The organism is Solirubrobacter phytolaccae (assembly GCF_027587195.1).
GTDB lineage: Bacteria > Actinomycetota > Thermoleophilia > Solirubrobacterales > Solirubrobacteraceae > Solirubrobacter > Solirubrobacter phytolaccae.
In genome coordinates, this window is sequence record NZ_JAPDDP010000004.1 from 62,753 (window position 1) to 82,993 (window position 20,241).

At 71.1% G+C, this 20,241-nt stretch carries 21 protein-coding genes; 9 read left to right on the top strand and 12 right to left on the bottom strand.

Annotation, left to right across the window (positions count from 1 at the left end; genetic code table 11):
• The first annotated feature begins 29 nt into the window (after positions 1–29).
• Positions 30–1,034: a serine hydrolase domain-containing protein gene (locus tag OJ997_RS03215; protein ID WP_270023565.1), complete on the top strand. Its 1,005-nt coding sequence runs from the start codon at positions 30–32 to the stop codon at positions 1,032–1,034.
• Here the strand turns inward: OJ997_RS03215 and OJ997_RS03220 are convergent.
• From OJ997_RS03220 to OJ997_RS03235, 4 genes are read right to left on the bottom strand one after another with little or no spacing between them, the layout of a single operon-like run.
• Positions 1,024–2,388 (bottom strand): APC family permease, encoded by a 1,365-nt coding sequence (locus OJ997_RS03220; RefSeq protein WP_270023566.1) that lies wholly within the window; start codon positions 2,386–2,388, stop codon positions 1,024–1,026. The genes OJ997_RS03215 and OJ997_RS03220 overlap by 11 nt on opposite strands.
• Positions 2,385–3,455: an alcohol dehydrogenase catalytic domain-containing protein gene (locus OJ997_RS03225; RefSeq protein ID WP_270023567.1), complete on the bottom strand. Its 1,071-nt coding sequence runs from the start codon at positions 3,453–3,455 to the stop codon at positions 2,385–2,387. The genes OJ997_RS03220 and OJ997_RS03225 overlap by 4 nt, the downstream gene beginning before the upstream one ends.
• Positions 3,452–4,777: a M20 family metallopeptidase gene (locus OJ997_RS03230; RefSeq protein WP_270023568.1), complete on the bottom strand. Its 1,326-nt coding sequence runs from the start codon at positions 4,775–4,777 to the stop codon at positions 3,452–3,454. Before OJ997_RS03230 ends, OJ997_RS03225 begins: the two co-directional genes overlap by 4 nt.
• 12 nt (positions 4,778–4,789) lie before the next feature.
• Complete coding sequence (locus tag OJ997_RS03235) at positions 4,790–6,109, bottom strand: hypothetical protein (protein ID WP_270023569.1); 1,320 nt, start codon at positions 6,107–6,109, stop codon at positions 4,790–4,792.
• Between the two features lie 97 nt (positions 6,110–6,206).
• Here OJ997_RS03235 and OJ997_RS03240 point away from each other — a divergent pair, with 97 nt between their 5' ends.
• The 3 genes from OJ997_RS03240 to OJ997_RS03250 are packed head-to-tail and all read left to right on the top strand — an operon-like array spanning position 6,207 to position 8,026.
• Positions 6,207–7,211: a metallopeptidase domain-containing protein gene (locus tag OJ997_RS03240; RefSeq protein WP_270023570.1), complete on the top strand. Its 1,005-nt coding sequence runs from the start codon at positions 6,207–6,209 to the stop codon at positions 7,209–7,211.
• On the top strand, positions 7,211–7,531 hold the full coding sequence (locus OJ997_RS03245; RefSeq protein WP_270023571.1) for a hypothetical protein: 321 nt from the start codon (positions 7,211–7,213) through the stop codon (positions 7,529–7,531). Before OJ997_RS03240 ends, OJ997_RS03245 begins: the two co-directional genes overlap by 1 nt.
• A 12-nt stretch (positions 7,532–7,543) precedes the next feature.
• Positions 7,544–8,026, top strand: coding sequence for a DUF2510 domain-containing protein (locus OJ997_RS03250; RefSeq protein WP_270023572.1), 483 nt, complete (start codon positions 7,544–7,546; stop codon positions 8,024–8,026).
• Here the strand turns inward: OJ997_RS03250 and OJ997_RS03255 are convergent.
• The 3 genes from OJ997_RS03255 to OJ997_RS03265 are packed head-to-tail and all read right to left on the bottom strand — an operon-like array spanning position 8,019 to position 11,137.
• Positions 8,019–8,285 (bottom strand): hypothetical protein, encoded by a 267-nt coding sequence (locus OJ997_RS03255; protein ID WP_270023573.1) that lies wholly within the window; start codon positions 8,283–8,285, stop codon positions 8,019–8,021. The genes OJ997_RS03250 and OJ997_RS03255 overlap by 8 nt on opposite strands.
• 39 nt (positions 8,286–8,324) lie before the next feature.
• On the bottom strand, positions 8,325–9,215 hold the full coding sequence (locus OJ997_RS03260) for a WD40/YVTN/BNR-like repeat-containing protein (protein ID WP_270023574.1): 891 nt from the start codon (positions 9,213–9,215) through the stop codon (positions 8,325–8,327).
• Positions 9,212–11,137, bottom strand: coding sequence for an LVIVD repeat-containing protein (locus tag OJ997_RS03265; protein ID WP_270023575.1), 1,926 nt, complete (start codon positions 11,135–11,137; stop codon positions 9,212–9,214). The genes OJ997_RS03260 and OJ997_RS03265 overlap by 4 nt, the downstream gene beginning before the upstream one ends.
• Positions 11,138–11,293: 156 nt before the next feature.
• Here OJ997_RS03265 and OJ997_RS37320 point away from each other — a divergent pair, with 156 nt between their 5' ends.
• Together OJ997_RS37320 and OJ997_RS03275 are read left to right on the top strand one after the other, a co-directional pair.
• A complete protein-coding gene (locus OJ997_RS37320; RefSeq protein WP_270023576.1) occupies positions 11,294–11,800 on the top strand; it encodes a Crp/Fnr family transcriptional regulator in 507 nt (168 codons plus the stop codon).
• Between the two features lie 117 nt (positions 11,801–11,917).
• Positions 11,918–12,868 (top strand): LacI family DNA-binding transcriptional regulator, encoded by a 951-nt coding sequence (locus OJ997_RS03275; protein WP_270023577.1) that lies wholly within the window; start codon positions 11,918–11,920, stop codon positions 12,866–12,868.
• Here the strand turns inward: OJ997_RS03275 and OJ997_RS03280 are convergent.
• The 3 genes from OJ997_RS03280 to OJ997_RS03290 are packed head-to-tail and all read right to left on the bottom strand — an operon-like array spanning position 12,853 to position 16,062.
• Entirely contained in the window at positions 12,853–14,277 is a 1,425-nt protein-coding gene (locus tag OJ997_RS03280; protein ID WP_270023578.1) for a flavin-containing monooxygenase, read from the bottom strand. The genes OJ997_RS03275 and OJ997_RS03280 overlap by 16 nt on opposite strands.
• A 36-nt stretch (positions 14,278–14,313) precedes the next feature.
• The gene (locus OJ997_RS37325) at positions 14,314–15,645 is read right to left on the bottom strand and encodes a GGDEF domain-containing protein (RefSeq protein WP_270023579.1); all 1,332 of its coding nucleotides are present in this window, start codon (positions 15,643–15,645) and stop codon (positions 14,314–14,316) included.
• A gap of 30 nt (positions 15,646–15,675) precedes the next feature.
• Complete coding sequence (locus OJ997_RS03290) at positions 15,676–16,062, bottom strand: CBS domain-containing protein (protein WP_270023580.1); 387 nt, start codon at positions 16,060–16,062, stop codon at positions 15,676–15,678.
• A gap of 122 nt (positions 16,063–16,184) precedes the next feature.
• Here OJ997_RS03290 and OJ997_RS03295 point away from each other — a divergent pair, with 122 nt between their 5' ends.
• The gene (locus tag OJ997_RS03295; RefSeq protein WP_270023581.1) at positions 16,185–16,502 is read left to right on the top strand and encodes a muconolactone Delta-isomerase family protein; all 318 of its coding nucleotides are present in this window, start codon (positions 16,185–16,187) and stop codon (positions 16,500–16,502) included.
• 1 nt (position 16,503) lies between these two features.
• On the opposite strand, the gene OJ997_RS03300 is transcribed toward OJ997_RS03295, so the two are convergent.
• Complete coding sequence (locus OJ997_RS03300) at positions 16,504–16,782, bottom strand: cupin domain-containing protein (RefSeq protein ID WP_270023582.1); 279 nt, start codon at positions 16,780–16,782, stop codon at positions 16,504–16,506.
• A gap of 54 nt (positions 16,783–16,836) precedes the next feature.
• Here OJ997_RS03300 and OJ997_RS03305 point away from each other — a divergent pair, with 54 nt between their 5' ends.
• Both OJ997_RS03305 and OJ997_RS03310 read left to right on the top strand, forming a co-directional pair.
• Positions 16,837–17,733, top strand: a complete 897-nt coding sequence (locus OJ997_RS03305) for a hypothetical protein (RefSeq protein WP_270023583.1) — start codon at positions 16,837–16,839, stop codon at positions 17,731–17,733.
• A gap of 10 nt (positions 17,734–17,743) precedes the next feature.
• Positions 17,744–18,160, top strand: coding sequence for a lipoprotein (locus OJ997_RS03310; RefSeq protein ID WP_270023584.1), 417 nt, complete (start codon positions 17,744–17,746; stop codon positions 18,158–18,160).
• Between the two features lie 40 nt (positions 18,161–18,200).
• Here OJ997_RS03310 and OJ997_RS03315 read toward each other — a convergent pair whose 3' ends face one another.
• Positions 18,201–20,207, bottom strand: a complete 2,007-nt coding sequence (locus tag OJ997_RS03315) for an endonuclease/exonuclease/phosphatase family protein (protein WP_270023585.1) — start codon at positions 20,205–20,207, stop codon at positions 18,201–18,203.
• Between the last annotated feature and the right edge of the window lie 34 nt (positions 20,208–20,241).

The window sequence follows — 20,241 nt, forward strand, 5'->3', positions numbered from 1 at the left end:
GCGGTGTGGACGACATAGACTCGACGGTTGTGCGCGACGGAACCGTACCGGCAGTCGGGTGGCAGATCGGACCGCGCAACCGGTGGGCGTACGTGCACGTCGGCGAAGTCGTGAAGACCGTGCCGGTGCCGCGCGGCGGAGCGGTCATCGAGCTGCCACGCGCGGACACGTCACTCGACCTCGAGCTGCCGCCGTACACGGACGGGCTCGCCGTGGTCCGCGACGGCGTGCTGGTCCACGAGGCCTACGGCGGCGAGATGCACGAGACCTCGCTGCACCTCTCGCAGTCGGTTGCCAAGTCCGTGCTGGGCCTGGCCACGCGGCTGGCGGACGTCGACCCCGGCGCGCTCGTGACCGACTTCGTGCCCGAGGTGGCCGGCAGCGGCTACGACGGCGCGACGGTGCGGCATCTGCTGGACATGACCGCGGCGGTCGACTTCGTCGAGGACTACGAGAGCTTCGTCGCGTACGACGCCGCGTGCGGCTGGCATGCGCCGATCGCCGACGCACCCCGTTCGATTCTCACGTTCCTGCCGACGATCGGCCCGGCCGACTGGCGGCACGGCGAGCGCTTCCACTACGCGTCGCCCAACACGGACCTGCTCGGGCTCGTCGTCGAACGCGCGGCGGGCAAGCCACTCGCGCAGGTCATCGCCGACCAGCTGTGGACGACGATCGGCGCCGAGCACGACGCCGAGCTCGCCGTCGACCCGGAAGGCACCGCCGTGATCAGCGGCGGCTTCTGCGCCAGCCTGCGCGACTACGCGCGGCTCGGCCTCTGGGTCGCCGACCACGCCGAAGGCCTCGGCACCACGCCCATCAGCGACCCCACGGTCCCGGTCAGCGCGCAGGGCTACGCGAACCAGTGGTGGCGCCGCGACGGCGCGACCTGCGCGCGCGGCATCCACGGCCAGCTGATCGCCGTCGACTCGGACACGAGGACCGTGCTCACGATCCTGTCGTCCTGGCCGACGGCGGTCGACGCCAAGCTCGACGCCGGTCAGCGCGTGCTGGTCCGCAAGCTCACGCGCTAGCGACCTCGGACTCCTCTTCCTCGCCCGTGTACATCGCGGGCGGCGCCTTCCGGAACCCGCGCGTGAGGACGAGCAGGTAGATGAAGCCGACGGCGAGCCAGCTCAGGCCGACCTCGAACGCGATGCCGGTCAGGTTCGTCCACAGGTAGATCGTGAACGCGAACCCGAGGAAGGGGATCACGCCGAACTTGACGATGGCGGCGCCCGAGCGGTCCTCGCGGTCGATCAGGTACGTCTTGATCACCGACAGGTTCACGAACGAGAACGCCGCGAGCGCGCCGAACGAGATCATCGACGACACGGTCGCGAGGCTGATGAACAGCGCCGTGAGGCCGAAGAACCCGACGAGCACGTTGCCCGTCACCGGCGTGCGGTACTTCGGGTGCAGCCGGAAGAACAGCGGGCGCGGGAGCGAGCCGTCGCGGCCCATCGCGAACAGGATCCGGGAGACGCTCGCCTGCGACGCCATCGCGCACGCGAACGCGCCCGCCACGTACGCGGCGGTGAAGAACGAGTTCAGGAAGTCGTCGCCGATGAACTTCATGACGTCGGCGCTGGCAGAGTCCACGTCGGTGAACGACTGCCAGTCCGGGAACGCGAGGTGCCCGAGGTAGGACTGGAAGATGTACACGAGCCCGCCGACGAACGCACACAGGATGATCGCCCGCGGGATCTTCACGCGCGGGTTCTCGGTCTCCTCCGACAACGTCGAGACCGCGTCGAAGCCGAGGAAGCTCAACGCGAGGATCGCGGCGCCGGCGAACACGAGCCCGAGCTCGGTGTCCGAGTCGAAGAACGGCGCCGTCCAGGACTCGACCTCGACGTCGCCGGTGATCTTCCCGATCGCCATCGCTGCGAACACGGCGATGAAGACGAACTGCACGGCGACGAAGATCAGGTTCGCGTTCGCCAGCAGCTTGATCCCGAGGATGTTCAGGCCGGTCACGAGGACCACCGCGATGATCACCCACATCCACTCCGGCGTGCTCGGGAAGTAGTCGTTCATGTAGATCCCGATGACCAGGTAGTTGATCATCGGCAGGAAGATGTAGTCGAGCAGCAACGCCCAGCCGACCATGAAGCCGACGGGTCGCCCGAACGACCGCGACGCGTAGCTGTACGCGGAGCCGGCGATCGGCTGCGCGATCACCATCCGCCCGTACGAGTACGCGGTCAGCAGCATCGCGATCGTGGTCACCGTGTAGGCGAGCGGCAGGTGGCCCTTGGTCTCCGTCGTCACGAGGCCGTACGTGGTCCAGACCGTCAGCGGGACCATGTAGGCGAGCCCGAAGAAGACGAGCGCGGGCAACCCGAGGACCCGCTTGAAGTGGGTCTCGTGCTCGGTGACGCTCATGCCGTGCCTCCCATCGTCAGCAGCGTGCGCAGGGTGCGCCCTTCGGCCAGGTCCTCCAGCGCCGCGGCCGCTTCCTCCAGCGGCCGCCGCGCGGAGATCATCGTGTCCAGGTCGAGCATGTCGGCCTTGTAGAGGTCGACGATCCACGGGATGTCGCGCTGCGGGTCGACGGAGCCGTAGTTGCAGCCGAGGATCCGCTGGTTGGCCTCGGCCAGCGCGAGCGGATCGAAGCTCGCGCGGCGCCCCGTCGGTGGCAGCCCGACGATCACCGCCGCGCCGCCCAGAGCCAACGCCCCGATCGCGGCCTCGGTGGTCTCGATCCGCCCGATCGCGTCGAACACGTAGTCGAGGTCGCGCAGCTCGGAGGCATCACCGACGGTCTCCGTCGCGCCTAACCGGGTCGCCACCTCGAGCTTCGCCGGGTTGGTGTCGCAGGCGACGATCCGCGACGCGCCCGCGAGCCGGGCGCCCTGGACGACCGAGAGCCCGACGCCGCCGCAGCCGATCACGCCGACCGTCGCGTCCGGCGGGACACCCGCGGTGTTGCGCACCGCGCCCACGCCGGTCGCGACCGCACAGCCGACGATCGCCACGACGTCCAGTGGCACGTCGCGCCGGATCTTCACCGCGCCCGAGCGCGGCACGACCACCCGCTCCGCCCACGACGACACGCCGAGGTAGTGGTGCAGGCCGTCGCCCCAGCGCGAGGTGCCGTCGAACAGGACGCCCTGCGTCGCGATGACGCTCGCCACGAGCTCGCACTGCCACGGGCGCCCGGAGACGCACTGGCGGCAGTGCCCGCACTGCGGCACCCACGAGAGGATCACGTGGTCGCCGACTTCGAGGTCGGTCACGCCTTCGCCGAGCCGCGTCACCACGCCGGAGCCCTCGTGCCCGAGCACGACCGGCATCGGCACGTCCCACTCACCGCGCACGACGTGCAGGTCCGAGTGGCACACGCCCGCCGCCGCGATCTCCACCTCGACTTCACCCGCGTGCGGGGCCTCCAGCTCGACCGAGGTGATCTCGATCGCCGCTCCCGGTGCCCGCAGCACCGCCGCCTTCACCGGCACAGCCGCCACCCCGCGATCGCGAGCCCCTGCGCGCACTGGACGAGGTCCTCGATCGGCACGTGCTCGTCGACCGTGTGCGCCCAGTCGATCGAGCGTGGCCCGTACATCAGCGCCGGCGTCCCGCCTTCGAGCGCGTAGGTCGCGCCGTCGTACCAGGAGCCGAGTCCGCCCAGCGCGGTCGGCAGGCCGAGAGCTGTGTTCGCCGCGAGCAGCGCCTGCACGCTCGCGGCCTCGACCGGCGTCTCGGACGGGTTGACCTCCGTGTACCAGCGGAACGTCGGCGGGTGCTCCGCGAGCCACGAGTCCGTCGCGCACCAGCGCTGCAGGAAGCCCTCGACCTCGGCCTGCGCTTCGCTCGTCCAGCCGCGCGCGTCCGCCTGCACCGGGAGGATGAGCACGGAGAGGTCGATCTCCGCGCGCCCCGGGATCGTGACGCTCCAGCCCGCGTCGCCGACGAAGCGCGTCGGGACGATGTCCGGCGGGTCCAGCAGCGGGTGCTTGAAGTCCGCGCGTGAGCGCCACTCCGCGCGCAGCCGGTCCACGCCGTCGAGCAGGAAGCGCCCCTTCTCGATCGCGTTCACGGCGCCACCGTCGCGCCAGTGCGGATGCTCCTGCTCGGCGTGCCCGGAGCGCCCCTCGATCCCGATCGTGCAGTAGACCGTGCCCCGGCAGGCGGGCCAGACGTGCAGCGAGCTCGGCTCGGTGACGATCGCGTAGTCGGCCCGGACGCCGTGACGCGCGCAGGCGAGCCCGCCGACACCGCTGGACTCCTCGTCCGTGTTCGTGCACACGATCACGTCACCACGCAGCTGCCCGAGCTCGGCCAGCGCCGCGGCGGCCACGACCATCGCCGCGATCCCGCCCTTCATGTCGCACGCGCCGCGTCCGACGATCTGCCCGTCCACGACCTGCGGGTCGAACGGGTCGGCGGTCCAGCCCTCCTCGCGCCGCGCGGGCACGACGTCGATGTGGCCGTTGAGCAGCAGCGAGGCGCCGCCGCCGCTTCCACGGAGCGTCGCCGCGAGCTGCGGACGCCCCGCGAACGCGATTCCCGGCACGCTCAGCGGGTGGTCGGCGACGTCCTCGGCGGTCGGCTCCCACAGGTCGATCTCCGCACCCGCGCGCTCCAGCCGCGAGGCCAGCGCCTGCTGCAGCGCGACCTCCTCACGCGCCGGCTCGTCCGCTTCCGCCCGGCTCGTCGTGTCATAGGCGATCAGCTCGCACGCGAGCGCGACGATCTCGTCCCGCCGCTGCGCGATGCGATCGACCAACGCCTGCTCGGTCGCGTCGAGCGCGCCCGGTTCCCCCTCGGCCATCGCGGCATCGTGTCACGGGGTGCGGACCGGTGGCTGCACTGCCCAGTAGCGAGCCTGCAGCGCCTCGTTCCCGGTCGTGGGGCCGAGCCGCTGCTGGACCTTCCCGCGCGTCTCGACGAACGCCTCCCAGAGGTCGATCTGCTCCGCGACGTCGAGCGCGAGGAAGCGGTCCAGCGCCGCCGTGGCGTCGGAGACGAACCCCGGCACGTCCTCCTCGGGCAGCCGGTCGCTGAGGATCTCGACCTTGTAGCCGAGGAACCGGCGTGCGTCCGCGCTGCGCCGCTCGCGCCGGAGCCGCACGTCCTCGTACGCGTGGGCGATGAGATGGATGACCCCGGCGGGGGAGCCCCCGATCGTGCCGAACGTGAGCGTGGCCGGCGTGCCCGTGCCGCCCGAGCGGACGGCGAACGCGCGACCGAGGTCGGGGTCGACCTTGACGTCGAGCACGCCGACCTCGGGGATCGTGAAGAAGTCCACGACGATCCGGACGAGCGCGTCGAGCTCGCCGCGCCGGAGCAGCTCCTCGACCACCTTCAGCAGCTGCGGCTCGTCGAGCAACCCGGTCGGCATCACGCCTCGGCCCTGCTGCGAGGCGGCGATGAACTGCGCCGTGTCGGCGTCGATCTGCCCGGTCGGCTTGGCGCCGAGCACCGCCTGCACGGCGTGGACCGAGCGCGAGTCCTGGAACACGCCGCTGTTGGCGTCCGCCGCGTCCTTGGCCTCGGCGTCGGTCAGGATCTGCGGCGGCGGGCCGCTCGCGCCGAAGAACGACGGCTCGTCGAGCTGCTTGCGGATCGCCACGAACAGCGCCCGCGCGTTTCTGAACGCTGCCGGCCCGATCGTGATCAGCTTCAGCCCGAGGCCGTCGAACGAGGTCCCGGAGACCGCCGTCAGCGTCGCGTCGAACCGCACCGACAGCGTGCCCGGCTGCAGGTCCAGGTCGAAGTAGTCGGCGACGAGGTGGATCAGCTCGTCGTGGTTGCCGGCCGCGGCCTGCGTGCGGACGAGGGCGTCGAGCGCGCCGCCGGTGAGCTTGCCGCCGCGCGTGAGCCCGTTCGCGACCCGCCACTTCGAGAAGGCCTGCGCGTCCTCCTTGGTCCACCAGCCCGTCGGCGGCGTGCCGATCGCGACCTGCACCGCACGCACCGAGAGGTCATCGAGCCGCAGGCCTTCGACGTAGCGGAGCGACTCCTGCTCCTCCCAGTCGCGCAGCTGCGGCGAGGCGTTCGTGGCCTCCGCCACGGGTTGCCGGGCCAGCACCGGCGGCTCGCGCGGGGTCTCCGCCACCTGCCGCCGCTCGCCCCGCCGGCGAGCTGCTTCACGGTCCCACATGCTGGCGACCCTCTCACCGATGGACGGTCGCAACAAGAGCCGTTCGGTTGCCCTGATGGACATTGACGCGGGCCGGCAACGTGCGGGAGCATGGGCCATGCGCAGCGAGCGGGAACAGCGCAGGCAGGACGAGCAGCAGGCGGCGCAGCGCGTCGGCGCCACACCCGCGCACCCGTTCTCCGGCCTCGGCAACGCCGCCGTCGCCCGCGCGATGCTCGCCCGCAACCCCGCCACCTTCACGCCACAGGGCTACGAGGAGGCGATGGCCAAGAAGGCCGAGTTCATGGACATCCTCTACCGGCGGCGCGACTACCGGCCGAGCACCGGGCGCGGGAACTTCGACGTCACCTACGACGCCAAGGGCGGTCGGCTCGTCGTGACCGTCCGCTGCCACTTCAACTTCCTCGGCGGCAGCGAGTCCGACTACCCGGACGCGGACCCCGAGGAGCTCGCGTGGGACCCGAAGGCGTCGGCCGAGTGGAAGACCAAGTTCATGGAGCTCGTCAGCGCCAAGTGGTCGAACACCTTCACCTTCCACTGCACGAAGCCGTGGTGGGAAGACCTGAAGGCCAACGTCCAGATCCGCTTCGTCGAGGACAGCAAGGACCCGCACTACGACCTCAACATCACCAAGATCCCGGAGGACGAGGAGCGGGGAAGCTCGGTGACGGCGCCCAAGTGGTGGCAGGACAAGGGCAAGACCAAGTTCGACTCCGAGGACCTGCGCCCGCACGACAAGGCCGCGGGCACGCAACGGCCGGCGGTCCACGAGGCCGGCCACATGCTCGGGCTCGCCGACGAGTACCCGATCAAGAAGGGCAAGAAGGCCAAGACCGCCGCCCACGACCTGCTCGTGCGCACCGAGTTCGGTCACGGCGTGGCGCGCAAGCGCGACGGGCGCGTGATGTCCAACGGCGAGGACATCGAGCCCGAGCACGGCGTCACCTTCATCGAGGCGCTGCGCGTCGTCACGATGATGAAGGAGTGGAGCTTCGACGCCAAGCCGCCGACGCCGGTCCCGACCGAGCTGATCGACGGCCCGCTGCCCAAGCCCAAGCAGGACCCGCTGGCGCCCGAAGGGCCTGAGGTGGCGTTCGCCTAGTGGGACTGCCGCTGGACTACGAGCGCCGGGTCGACGACGAGCCCGAGGTCCGCTGGCGCGTGACCGCCGACGGCGCGTTCCTGCACGCCCGCGGCGAGGGGGAGCTCGTCGAGAAGCGCCGCTTCAGCGCCGCCGGCCTGGACGCGCTGCGCGCCGCGATCCCCGACTTCGCCGCGCTCGCCCCCGCCCCCGAGCCCGACGACGTCACGCTCGAGGAACGCTGGAGCGCCGACGGTCGCACCTACGTGGTCTACGCCGACGAGCCGCCCGCGCTGACCGCGCTGCGCGCCGAAGTGGACCGCCTGGTCGCCAATCGCTAGGCTCGCGGCCAGATGAGCGACGGAGGCCTGTGGCAAGGAGGCAGCGGCGAGACGCCGCGCGCGGACTGGTACCCGGACCCGGGCGGGTCGGGCGGCGAGCGCTACTGGGACGGTGAGCGCTGGACGGACCAGACGCGGCACGCGGGCGGCTTTACGTCCCCGTTGTCACCGCCGCCGGCGTCGTCGCCGTTCGGGCAGCCCGGCCCGTTCCAGCAGCCGCCGCCGTACGCGCCCGCCGTCTACGTGTCGGCCAAGTCGCCGGCGGTTGCGGTGCTGCTGACGATCCTGTGGCTCGGCGTCGGCCATTTCTACGCCGGCCGCAACGACACGACCGCGATCCTGCTCGCCGTCGGCAACGCCGTGCTGTGGTTTCTGACCTTCGCCTGCCTGATCGGCATCCTGGGCTGGATCCCGCTCGTGATCTGGGCGTCGATCGACGCCGCCCGCTCGGCGAGCGAGTTCAACCGCCGCCACGGCGTGGCGCGGCCTACCTGATCCGGATCTCGACGTGCGCGGGCCGGGTCGGCGCCGCGAGCGAGAGGAAGTCACGCACGCGGCCGGCCTCGCCGCAGAACGGGCACTGGATCGGCTCGGCCGGCGTCAGCGCCCGCTCGCCGGGCGCGACCGGCGCGTCGCAGCTGGGGCAGGCGAGCGTCGCCGCGGCGACGACGCGCGACCGCACCCGGATCTCCTGGTGCGTCCGGCCGACCCGCTCGCCTCCGATCGGGTCCGCCCCGTCACGATGAAACGCCATTCCCAGCCAGGGTAAAGGGTCAGCCCCCTCGGCCCGGCGTTACCGCAGCGACGCCAGGTCCTCCCACGTCTTGCCGCCGTCCGGCGACGTGCGCACCTTGCCGCCGGTCATGTACGCGTAGAGCGTGCCGTCGGCGGTCGCGAGGAAGTCCTTCGGACCGCCCCCGGCCGAGCCCCCGACCTCGTTCCACGTCTTGCCCTGATCGGCGCTGCGGCGGATCTTGCCGTCGAGGCCGGCGCTGTAGAGCTGGTCGGACGCACCCCAGGAGACGCGGGCCTTCGGCGTCGTGTCGCGCTGGCGCCAGGACCGGCCCTCGTTGGTGGACAGCCACGTGCCCTGCTCGGTGCCCACCGCCCACTGCTTCGGGTCGTCCGGGTTGATCGTGACGTCGATCGTCGCCGCCGCGGCGGGCGCGGCCCGGCTCTCGAACGTCTTGCCCCCGTCGGAGGAGACCTGGACGGAGTTCGGGTCGTCGGTGCGCAGCGCCACGACGCGCTGCGCATCGATGATCTCGAGGTCGTGATAGTCGATCTCGCCGATCCCGGACACGACCTTCCACGTCTTGCCGTCGTCCGGGGAGCTCACGAGCCCGACGTTCAGCGGCAGCGTCCCGCCCTTGGAATGGCCGGACGCCAGCAGCGAACCCGGGCCCGTGTACCGCATGACGAGGTCGATGAGCGGGCCCTCACCCTTGCCCGGCGCCGACATCGACGGCTTGAACTCCGCGGGCGTCTTGCTGCCCTTCGGAATCCGGAACGAGCCGTCGGTGGAGCCGATCAGCAGCTCGCCGTTGCCGGGATCGGCGGCCAAAGAGCCGATCTCGAGCGCGGCGTCGGTGGTCGGCTCGGGCGGCAGCTCGTCCTCACTGGAGGAGGAGCCACCGCAGCCCGCCAGCGCGAGCGTCACAAGGATGAGGGCGTGTTTTCTCAAGGGGTCGTCGTAGACAGCGTGAACGTCAGGAGCTTCGAGTACGCGCCGGTGCGCAACGCGTCGGTGGAAGCGATCGACTGCTTGAAGTCGAACGTCACCTCGTCGTTGGACACCGGAGCCGTGTACGAAAGTAGCGGCGTGGGAACGTTCGCTGACCCCACCGGGGCGTACGCGGAGGCGGGATTGGCCGAGTTGGTGGCCCTCACCTGCACGGGCTGCGGCAGCGAGAACGCGTCGTTGACGAGGTGGCCCGTGGCGACGGTGCTGATGTCCGCCGCGGTCAGCAGCGCCGCACCCGCCGTCGAGATGACCTTCGCGTCCGTCTTGGCGAAGTAGTCAAGCGTCGTGCCCGGGAGGAACGTGCCGAACGTCCCGGGCGCGCCGAGCGTGAGCGACAGCGTGGCCGGCACGGAGCCGCCCGCGGTGCCCTCGGCGGACGTGGAGCAGTCGGCGAGCGCCGCCCCGGGGACCGGCTCGAAGCAGAGCGCGTCGCCCTGGTTGGAGTTGCCCTCCAGGAACTTGACGTCGTCCACCTCCTGCTGGAACGGGCCCGTGTACTTGAGGATGTAGAGGCCGTTGCGCAGGTCGACGACGTAGATCAACCCGTCCTCGATCACCGGGTAGCTCCACATCACGACCTTGTTGTCGGTGCGGTCGGGCAGCGTGTCGCTCGACAGCCGTGGGTCCTCGTCACCGACCGACGCCAGCGGCCGCGGCTTGTACTCCGCCAGCTGCGTCACGTTCGTCGGGTCGGAGATGTTCATCGCCTGCACGCCGCCCGAGTGCCAGGTGCTGAACGCGATGTTCGGCGTCAGCGTCGGGTTGTGGGCGGAGTAGGACGTGCGCGAGGGGTTGAACGCCGTGCACGAGAGCGGCTGGTTCTCCGCCAGCCGGTACTCGCCGACGACCACGGGCTTCGTCTCGTCCTTGATGTCGATGAACCGCGTCCAGCCCCACGGGCAGCCGTGGCCGTTGCCGGTCGCCGTGCCGTAGACCTCGTCGGAGACGTACACCGAGTCCTTGTTCCAGAGCTTGATCGCGCTGTGGGCGCCCGGGCCCGGCCAGGTCGGGCGGTTCGCCGTCGGCGTGATCGTGCGGTAGGTGTTGGTCGCCGGGTCGGTGTCGGTGAAGTCGGAGACGTCGACCACGCCGAAGCCGCGGGTCAGCAGCGCGAAGTACGCCTTCGTGCCGTCGTTGGAGACCGAGAACGAGTGGATGCCCGAGCCGTTGGAGTTGCCGAAGCCGTGCGCGCCCTGGAACAGGCGCACGGGCGCGCGTGTCGCCTCGTCGGCGTTCAGCAGCGGCGACAGGTCGTAGATCGCGAGCTGGGAGCCCGCGCTGGCCTCGAACATCAGCGCGCGCTTGGGGTTCTTCGGGTCCTCCCAGATGAAGAACTCGTGCGTGTCACGCGTGTTCTGGTGCAGCAGCTTCGGGTTCGTCGCGTTCTCGCCCTTGATGTCGTAGAACCGCATCGAGCTGCGGCTCGGCTGCGCGCACAGGTGCGCCGACGTGCCGCCGCAGTTGGTGTGCAGGACGATCAGCACGTCCTGCGAGCGCCACACGCGCAGCTCGCGCGAGGACTCCTGCGGGTTGCCCTCGAGCGGCGGCTTCATCTGCGCCGCGATCTTCGGCTGCGCGGGGTTGCGCGCGTCGACGACCATGATGCCCGCGTTCTGGCGGCCGGCGCTGCCGTCCGTGCGGCTGCCGACGTACACGAACCCCTTGTTGACCGCGATCGCCGCGTTCATGCCGCGGCTCTCGAGCGGCTCGTGGCCGACGAGCGTCAGCGCTCCCGGCGTGTCCGGCGCGCGCTGCATGAACATGCCCGCGCCGCCCTGGTAGGCGCCGATCTGCTGCGCCACGTCCCCCGTGAACATGAAGTCCGCGGAATGCGCTCCCGCGGTGGCTACCGGTACGGCCATCGCCAGCGTTGCCGCAGCACCGGCCAACCAGCGCGTGCTGGTACCCCTCATGACTGTCCCCTCTCCCTGTCGCCCCTCCGATGGGCCGCCGATGAGAGCCGGCCCCGGTGGCGCGAAGTCAACCACAGAGCCAGGCGGAGCGGTAGGTTCCAGCTCGTGACCGGTGAGCATGACTTCCTCGGCTTGCTCGAGGAGGACGAACGGGCGACGCTGCGTGCCCGCGCCGTGCCGCGCGCCTTCAAGCGCGGCGCGGCGATGTTGCGCGAGGGGGAGGAGCCCACGCGCGTCCTGGTGCTGACCGAGGGGCGGGCCAAGGCGGTCACGTTCACCGACGACGGCAAGGAGGTCGTGCTCGGCTTCATGATCGTGATCCGGCGCCTGCGCCTGGCGGACCTGCAGCGCAAGGAGTTCACGAGCGCGAACACGCTCGGGCGGGTCGCGCGCCGGCTCGTCGACCTCTCCGACACGCACGGGCGCGAGGAGGACGACGGCGTCACGATCACGCTCCCGCTCTCCCAGGAGGAGCTTGCGGGGTGGACCGGCGCGTCGCGGGAAGCGGTGACGAAAGCGCTCCGGCAACTGCGCGATCTTGGTTGGATCGAAACGGGCCGACGGTCGATATCGGTCAAGGATCGGGACGCTCTCCGGCGATTTGTCCGATGATTTAATGCGTTGGGTGACAGAACCCATTGCAGACCGGCGATTCCGGTCGTATTCCGATCCGAGACGCGCTATTTTCCTGCCACAGCGATGAACGGACGGCGGCCGACTATGAAAGACGTGGCCGCGATGGCCGGCGTGAGCCTCAGCACGGTCTCGCGCGTGGTCAACGGCCAGGGAGTCGACGCCGATCTCACGGCGAACGTGCAGCGCGCCGTGGAGCTCCTCGGCTACCGCCACAACCACGCCGCGGGGTCGCTCCGCCGGTCGAACGGGTTGTCGGCGACGATCGGGCTGATCGGTGAGGACATCAGCGATCCGTTCTTCGCGGCGTTCCATCGCGGGGCCGAGCAGGTCGCGCGCGAGCGCTCGGTCGTCACCTTCGCCGCCAGCTCGGACGGCAGCCCCGAGTACGAGCGCGAGATCATCGAGACGATGCTCGGCCGGCGTGTCGACGGGCTGCTGCTGCTCCCGACCGGCAAGGACCACTCGTACCTGCGGCGCGACGTCGCGACGGGCACCGGGCTGGTGTTCGTCAACCGCCCGCCGAAGACGATCGACACCGACTGCGTGTTCACCGACCACCGGGGTGGCGCGCGACGCGCGATCGAGCACCTGCGCGCGCACGGCCACGAGCGGATCGCGTTCGTCGGCCCGGGCGCCGACGCGGGCTTCGGGGCCGCCGAGCGGCTGGCCGGCTACCGCGAGGGCATGGCGGGGCTGGAAGAGGACATCGTCGTCAACGGTGACCTGGAGCCGCTCGTAACCGGGCCGGAGCCGCCGACGGCGGTCTTCTCGGCGCAGAACCTGATCACGGTGGAAGTCATGCGGACGCTGTTCCGGCTCGGGCTGGACCGGATCGTCGCGCACGTCGGCTTCGACGACATCCCGCTGCGCGGCCCGATCGCCCCGCCGGTGACGATGGTCTCCCACGACGCCGTCGCGCTCGGGCGCGCCGCCGCCGAGCTGCTGTTCTCGCGCCTGGATGGCTTCAACGGCCGCGCGCGTGAGGTCGTCCGCGAGACGACGCTGATCGAGCGCGGCACCGGCGAGCTTCAGCCCGTCTCGTAGGCCTGCGGGTCCAGCCGCGAGGTGCGGCGGCGGTACTCGGTCCAGGACCACGGCCACTGGCTCGGGTCGTTGCCGTGCTCGTCGACGTACCAGTTCGTGCAGCCGCTGTGCCACACCGTCCTCGCGAGCGCGGTGCGCAGCTCGGCGTCGAACGCCTGCGCCGCCTCGCGGCGGACGACGATCGTCCGGGCGCTGCGTCGCTCGCGCTCCTTCAGCGCGGCGATCACGTGCGTGAGCTGGGCCTCGATCGTCGCCACCACGGAGCCCGAGCCGCCGTTCGTGTTCGGGCCGTAGAGCAGGAACAGGTTCGGGAAGCCGGGGACGGTGATGCCGAGGTACGCGCGCGGGACGGCCGCCCATTCCTGCGCGAGCGTACGGTCCTCGGCGGCGATCGCCATCGGCGCCACGAAGTCGTGGGCGCGGAAGCCGGTGGCGAGCACGATGGCGTCGACCGGGTGCTCGACGCCGTCGGCGGTGCGGATCGCGTCCGCGGTGATGCGCTCGATCCGCTGGTCGGTGAGGTCGACGTTGGGCTTGGCCAGCGTCGGATACCAGTCGTCGGTGAGCATGATCCGCTTGCAGCCGATCTCGTCGGCCGGCGTGACCTTGCGGCGCAGCTCCGGGTCCTTGATCGCCCGCTTGATCTGCAGCGACCCGATCGCCCGGAACGGCGCGAGCAGCTTCGTCTTGCGGTGCGAGAGGGCGTAGGCGGCGAAGTCGTGGAAGGCGTAGTTGGCGGCGCGGTCCAGTCGCTGCAGCAGCGGGACGCGCGCGAACAGCCGCTGCGCCCAGCCCGGGTAGGGGAAGTCGCCCTTCGGGATCGTCCAGCCGGGGGAGCGCTGGAACACCGTGACCTGCGCGACCTCGGGCTGGATCGCGGGCACGACCTGGATCGCGCTGCAGCCCGTCCCGATCACCGCGACGCGCTTGCCGGTGAGGTCGGTGGCGAGGTCCCAGCGGGCGGTGTGGAACGCGGGTCCGGCGAAGTCGTCCAGGCCGGGGAGCGGCGGGATCGCGGGCGTCGTGAGCTGCCCGCAGGCCGTGATCAGCACGTCCGCGGTGTGCTCGCCCGCGCTCGTCTCGAGCGTCCAGCGGCCGTCATGGAAGTGGGCGGCCTTGACGTCGGTGCTCAGGCGTACGTCGAACGGCCGCGCCACGTCCTCCAGGTAGGCCTGGATCTCGGTCTGCGGCGCGTAGCGGCGCGACCAGCGCGGGTTGGGCGCGAACGAGAACTCGTACAGGTGCGAGGGGATGTCGCACGCGGCGCCGGGATAGGTGTTGTGGTGCCACACGCCGCCGAGCCGCGCTTCCCTCTCGAACACCGTCACGTCGCGGTAGCCCGCACGCGCGAGCATGGCCGCCGCACCCACCCCCGCGAACCCGCCGCCGACGACCGCTATTGACGTCATGTCGGGAAACATAAACGTCCAGGACGTTTAAGTTCGCTAGTTCCGCGTCTTGTCCGCGTACATGCGTGCGTCGGCGAGGCGCAGGGCTTGCGTGGGATCGGTCGCTTCGACGCCGAGCAGGACGGAGCCGGTGGCGGCGGTCACGCCGTCCTGCCGGAGCGCGGCACCGGCGCGGGCGAGCGCTTCGTCGGCGCGCGCGTCGAGGAGGACGCAGAACTCGTCGCCGCCGAGCCGGTAGGCGGTGCCGGCGCCGTCGACCGCGTCGGTGAGCCGCCGGCCGAACTCGGCCAGCAAGGCGTCGCCCGCGGCATGTCCCTGGCTGTCGTTGAGCGCCTTGAAGCCGTTGAGGTCGAACAGCGCGAGCCGCGCGCCGGTGCCGCTCTCGAACGCGTCGCCGAGATCGCGGAACAACCGCCGCCGGTTGCCGACGCGGGTCAGGTCGTCGGTGTGCGCGAGCCGCTCGGCCTCTGCCAGCCGGGCGCCGGTGCGGGCCGCCTCGACGGTGCGGGCCATGCCGAGCGCGAGGCCGGCGACGGCCAGCCAGATCGCGCCGTCGGCGACCCGGTGGTAGTGGTCGACGACCAGCACCGACAGCGCGGCCGCGGAGCTCACGACGGGGATGATCGGCACGCGCCCGACGGCCGGCTCGCGCCGGGCGCTCCGGGGACGGGCGAGCGCCAGCGACATCAGCCCGGCCGCCCAGCCGATGTCGACCCAGTTGGCGTAGTCCTCGACCGGCCCGGCCATCCGGAACGCGAACAGCAGGTCGGTGCCCGCCAGCAGCAGGACGCCGCAGGCGAGCCGCCGGTACTGCGGATGCAGCGAGCGGCGCGAGATCACCAGCGCGGCGATCGTGAAGCCGATCAGCAGCATGTCGCCGATCGCGAACGCGCTCGCCACGGCACCGCCGAGCGGGGACAGGCCGTTGACGGTCAGGTGCGGCATCAGCAGCGCGGCGCCGGCCGCGGAGGCGCCGAGGCAGGCGACGACGCCGTCGAGCCAGTGGCCGGCGCCCCAGCGCGGGACCATCAGCATCACGGCGACGAGCAGCGCGGGGTAGGAGGAGAGCCAGAGCCACTCGGCCGCGGTCGGGTAGCTCGTGTACAGGCCGCCGCGCAGCTGCACGGCGGCGACGATGGCGCCGCTGGTCCAGAGCGCGATCCCGGTCGTCAGCGCGAGCTGCGCGGAGCCACGGGTCCGGACCGCGGTGTGGCCGGAGACGATCAGCGCGACCACGCCGACGGCGGCGATGACGCCCTGGTGGAGCGCGGGAGAGTCCGTCAGTGCGATCGAGACGTACAGCGGCGCGGTGATGACACCGAGCAGCGCGAGTAGGCGTCGAGGCGGGGGCGGGACGGATCGGTCCACGCCCTCGCTATCGGCAACGGGTGCGAGAACCTAAACGAGGCGCGCGCTCGGCCGCCAGATCTTCATGATGTCGCGCATCGAGATGATCCCGGTGAGCTCACCGTGATCGACGACCACGAGGTGCCGGAACCCGCCCTTGGCCATCGTGTCCGCGGCCTCCTCGAGGTCCCAGTCGCCGTCGGCGAACGCGGCGTTGGACGTCAGATGATCCGACACGCGCTCGGTGTCCGGATCCTCGCCCTTGCCCAGCGACCGGACCAGGTCGCGCTCGGAGATGATCCCCGGCCCCGGCTGCTCCGGATCCATGACCACGAGTGAGCCGACGTTGTGGTCGGCCATGAACTTCGCCGCGTCGCGCAGACTGCGCGCGGGCGTGAACGTCAACACCTCTTCGGTCATCGCGTCTTTGACTTTCACGACGGCTCCTCTCCCTGCACTCGCTGCTCTCGACCGAGACCATACTGTGTCAATTGCCACGATGTCTCGCTCTCGGGCAGATCAGTAGGGTCGCGCCCAGCGACCTGAGGAGGAGAACCCCAGTGCAGTTCATCGTCCGGTTCGAAGTGCGTCAGCCCGCGAACGTGAGCAACGCGGAGCTCGTGGCCATCTGGCGGCGCGAGGCCGACGCGGCGATGGCCGCGGTCGAGGCCGGCGCCGTCAAGCACCTGTGGAAAGTGTCTGGCCAGCGTGTCGTCTTCGCCATCGTCGAGGTCGAGTCCCACGCGGACCTGGATCGCGCGCTCGGCGGCCTGCCGATCTTCCGCGAGCTGGGGGCCGGCGTCAGCACCGAAGCGTTGCCGATCTACGACTACTCCACGTTCGCCGAGGACCTCCACGGCGGCGTGCACGGGGGCTGAATCACAGCCATTCGGTCTTGAACACGGGGCTGGCGTGGATGTCGACGGTGACGAGCCGGCCGGTCCCCGTGTTCTTGAACGCGTGCGCCGTGTGCGCCGGTGCGACCACGGGCGGCTCGCCGCCGCGCACGACGACGGTCTCGTCCCCGAGCGTCAGCGTCGCCTCACCCTCGACGATCACGAACACCTCCTCGTACGGATGCCGGTGCAGCGCCGGCCCCTGACCCGGCGCGAGGTCGTTCGTGATGACGGACATCGTCTCGCTGTGGAAGTCGGCCATTGGCCCGACGCTACTGCTAGAACGCCGCGCGTGCGCATCAACCCTCGCCCTGACATGACTGGACAGGTACCGCCGGGCGCGGTACGGGTCGTGGTCATCGACGACGCCGGCGACGAGCACGAGGCGACGGTGGACGGTGACGTGTGGCGCGTGGTCGCGGACCAGGCCGGCTTCGCGGAGACGTTGGTGCGCTTCCTGGGCGCGGACGGGGCGTTGATCGCTCCGCTCCCGGAAGGGCCGCGCGCGGTGGTGCGGGACGCCGGCGAGCCGTGCCCGGTGTGTGATGACGAGGCCTGGGTGCAGATCGCGGTCGACCCGCGCACGGGGATGGTGGCGTGCGCGCGCTGCGGGTTCGTCGTCGGCGGGGGCGGCCTCCATCCGAAGGACGATCACGAGGCGCCGATCGGGCTGGAGACGCCCCGCAAGCGGCGACGGCCTCGCTCGTCGACGCGCGGGCTGGATGAGGCGCTGGCCGAGGTGCTGGCCCGGTTCAGCTGGCCCATCTACACGCCGGTCGGGCGGACCGCGGTGCTGCGGAGGGTCAGCGACGGCGGAGAGTTCGGCTCGGTCGAGCTGCGGTGCGAGGACGGCGAGACGATCCCGCTGACCGTGAGCACCGAACGGCTCGACGGTCCCCGGCGGTGGCCGCAGCCGCTCGCGACGGAACTGGTCTGGCGCAAGGTCGAGCCCGACTCCGATCTGGTGCTGTCGCATCCGGCGATGCTGATCCGCTTCATGGGCCAGCGGCGGGCGATGCGCCGGCGGGTGTCGGGCGTCGAGCCGACGCAGCGCACATTCACGCTCGACGGTGTGGACGAGGCGTTCGAGTTCCTCGCCGTCGACGACGTCTGGGTCGCGCGGCACGAGCGTGACGGGATCGAGGTCGTGCTCGTCGGGAACGGCATCGATCCGGCCACGGTCGCGCTCGAGCCCGTCGCTCGCAGTCGCTAGCTTGGAGGCCGTGCGGAGGATTCTGAGCGGGGCCGTCGCGGTGCTCGTGGTGGCAGGGTGCGGCGGCGAGTCGGAGACGCTCTCCGCGGACGCGTTCCGGGAGCGCGCGAACGCGATCTGCAAGCAGCTCGACGAAGAGAACCAGAAGGCCTTCAAGGGCATCGACACCGATGACCAGGAGGCGATGATCCGGGCCACCGAGGACCTTGGGGCGCGGACGCAGAAGGCGCTCGAGGACTTGGGGGAGCTCGAAGGGCCCGAGGCTTCGGAGGCCGCGGTCGATCGGATCCTCAGTCGCGCGAAGGCGCTGAGCGAGGTCAACGCGAAGCTCGCCTCGGGGGACGCCGAAGCCGCGGAAGAAGCGACGCGGCTCACGACCGAAGCCCAGACGGCCGCGAAGGACGCCGGCCTCAAGGACTGCACGTAGTGGCCGGGGCGGAACCTGTCCGCCCCGACCGGACGTGTCGCTACGGCGTCGTCGTCGACAGCGTGAACGTCAGCGTCTGCGCGTAGGTGCCGGTACGCAGCGCGTCGCTGGACCCGATGTGCTGGCGGTACCCGATCGTGACCGGCGCGTTGGTCACGGGCCTGGTCCAGGACGGCGGCGTGAGCGTCACCTGCAGCGGCTCCGGCAGGCTGAACGCGCCGTTGCGCAGGTGGCCGGGCTCGGAGACCGACAACGTCGCCTCACCCGCGGTGCTCGTCACCGTCGCGGTCGTGCCGGCCGTGTACGTGCGCTCGACGCCCGGCTGGAACGGGGCGAAGATCCCGGGCGTGCCGAGCGACAGGGAGAGCGTCGCCGGGACCGTGCCGCCGACCGTGGCGGTGGTCTGCGTGCTCGTCGTGATCGCGAGCCTGGCGGTGTACGGCCGGTGGTCGGACGCGAGCGTGTTGACGACCTCCGCCGAGCGGACGTTGATGCCGCTCGAGAGCGCGATGAAGTCGATCCGCCGGTCCGGGAAGTTGCCCGGGTAGGTGAACGGGCTGCCGACGCCGCCGAGCTTCCACGAGTCGCGGTAGCGCGTCCACAGCGCTGCGAGGTCGCTGCTCTCCGGCGTGGCGTTGAGGTCGCCCAGCAGCACGACCGGTTCCTTGGAGTCCGCCAGCAGCTCCATGATCCGCGCGGTCTGCGCGGTCCGCTCGTTGGCGAGCGTGCTCATGTGCGTGTTGGCGATCCGCACGCGCAGGCCGTTGACGTCGATCACGGCCTCCAGCAGCCCGCGCTGCTCGCCGTTGCCCGGCCGCGGGAGCAGCGTGTTGCGCGACTCCAGGATCGGATACTTGGAGAGGATCGCGGTGCCGTACTGGCTGCGCGGGCCGCCCGGCGTGTTCGGCGGGTTGTCCAGGTTCGGCGCGTACACGACGTGCATGCCGAGGGCCTCGGACAGGACCTTGGGCTCGTCGAGGTTGTTGGAGCGGTCGCTCCAGTGCTTGTCGACCTCCTGCAGCGCGATGACGTCCGAGCCGATCGCGCGGAGCGTGTCGATCGTGCGGTCGAGGTCGAAGACGAGCTGGTTCTGGGCGTTGTAGCCGGCGCCGTGCGCGATGTTGTAGCTCGTGACGTGCAGCGGGGTGCCGGGCGCGTCGGGATGCGCGCCGCCACCCGCGTCGGGCTCGGGCGTCGGGGTGGGGGTGGGCGTCGGCGTGACGATCGGGCCGTCGCCGGTGTCGCCCGTCTGGCCGGACGGGTCGAGCTCGACCGTCACGGGGATGTACGTGGAGGCCGTGCGGTCGCCGAGCACGGCGGACAGCACGCCGATGCCCTTGGCGGCGAGCACGTAGACCGTGCGCCCGGTCGGGTTGGCGGCGGGCGCGGTGAACCCGTCGCCGACGCCCTTGATCTTCCACGTGTCGCGGTAGGCGGCGAGGATCGGGGCGAGCTCCGGCGCCGTCGACGCCGCGTTCAGCACGCCCGTGATGACGACCGGCTCGGCCGAGCCGGAGAGCTTGGCGATGATCGCAGCGACCTGGGCTTCCCGCTCGACCGCAGTCGTGTGCAGGTGCGTGGTGGCGACGCGCACCTTCGTCCCGTCGGCGTCGACCACGGCCTCGAGCAGCCCGCGCTGCTCACCGTTGGTCGGGCGCGGCAGCAGCGTGTGCGTCGAGGACACGATCGGGAACTTCGACAGGATCGCGACGCCGTACTGGCGCCGCGGATCGCCCGCATTGACCGGCGCGTTGTCCAGGTTGGGCCCGTACACGACATGCATGTTCAGCCGCCGCGCGAGCTCGGCCGGCTCGTCGAGATTGCCCGACCGGGTGCTCCAGTACTTGTCGACCGCCTGCAGGCCGATCACGTCCGCACCCGTGGCGGTGATCGCGGCCGCAGTCCGGTCCAGGTCGAGCTTCCCGTCGACCCCGACCCCGTAGTTGATGTCGTAGCTACTGACCTTCAGCGGCGCTGCCGCCGCGCTCGCCGTGGTCGCGGCGAGCAGCACGCCGACCAGCGCAAGCGCTCTCAAGAGGATCTTCATCGCGCGCAACCTCAGCGCGCGTCGGCCACCCGCG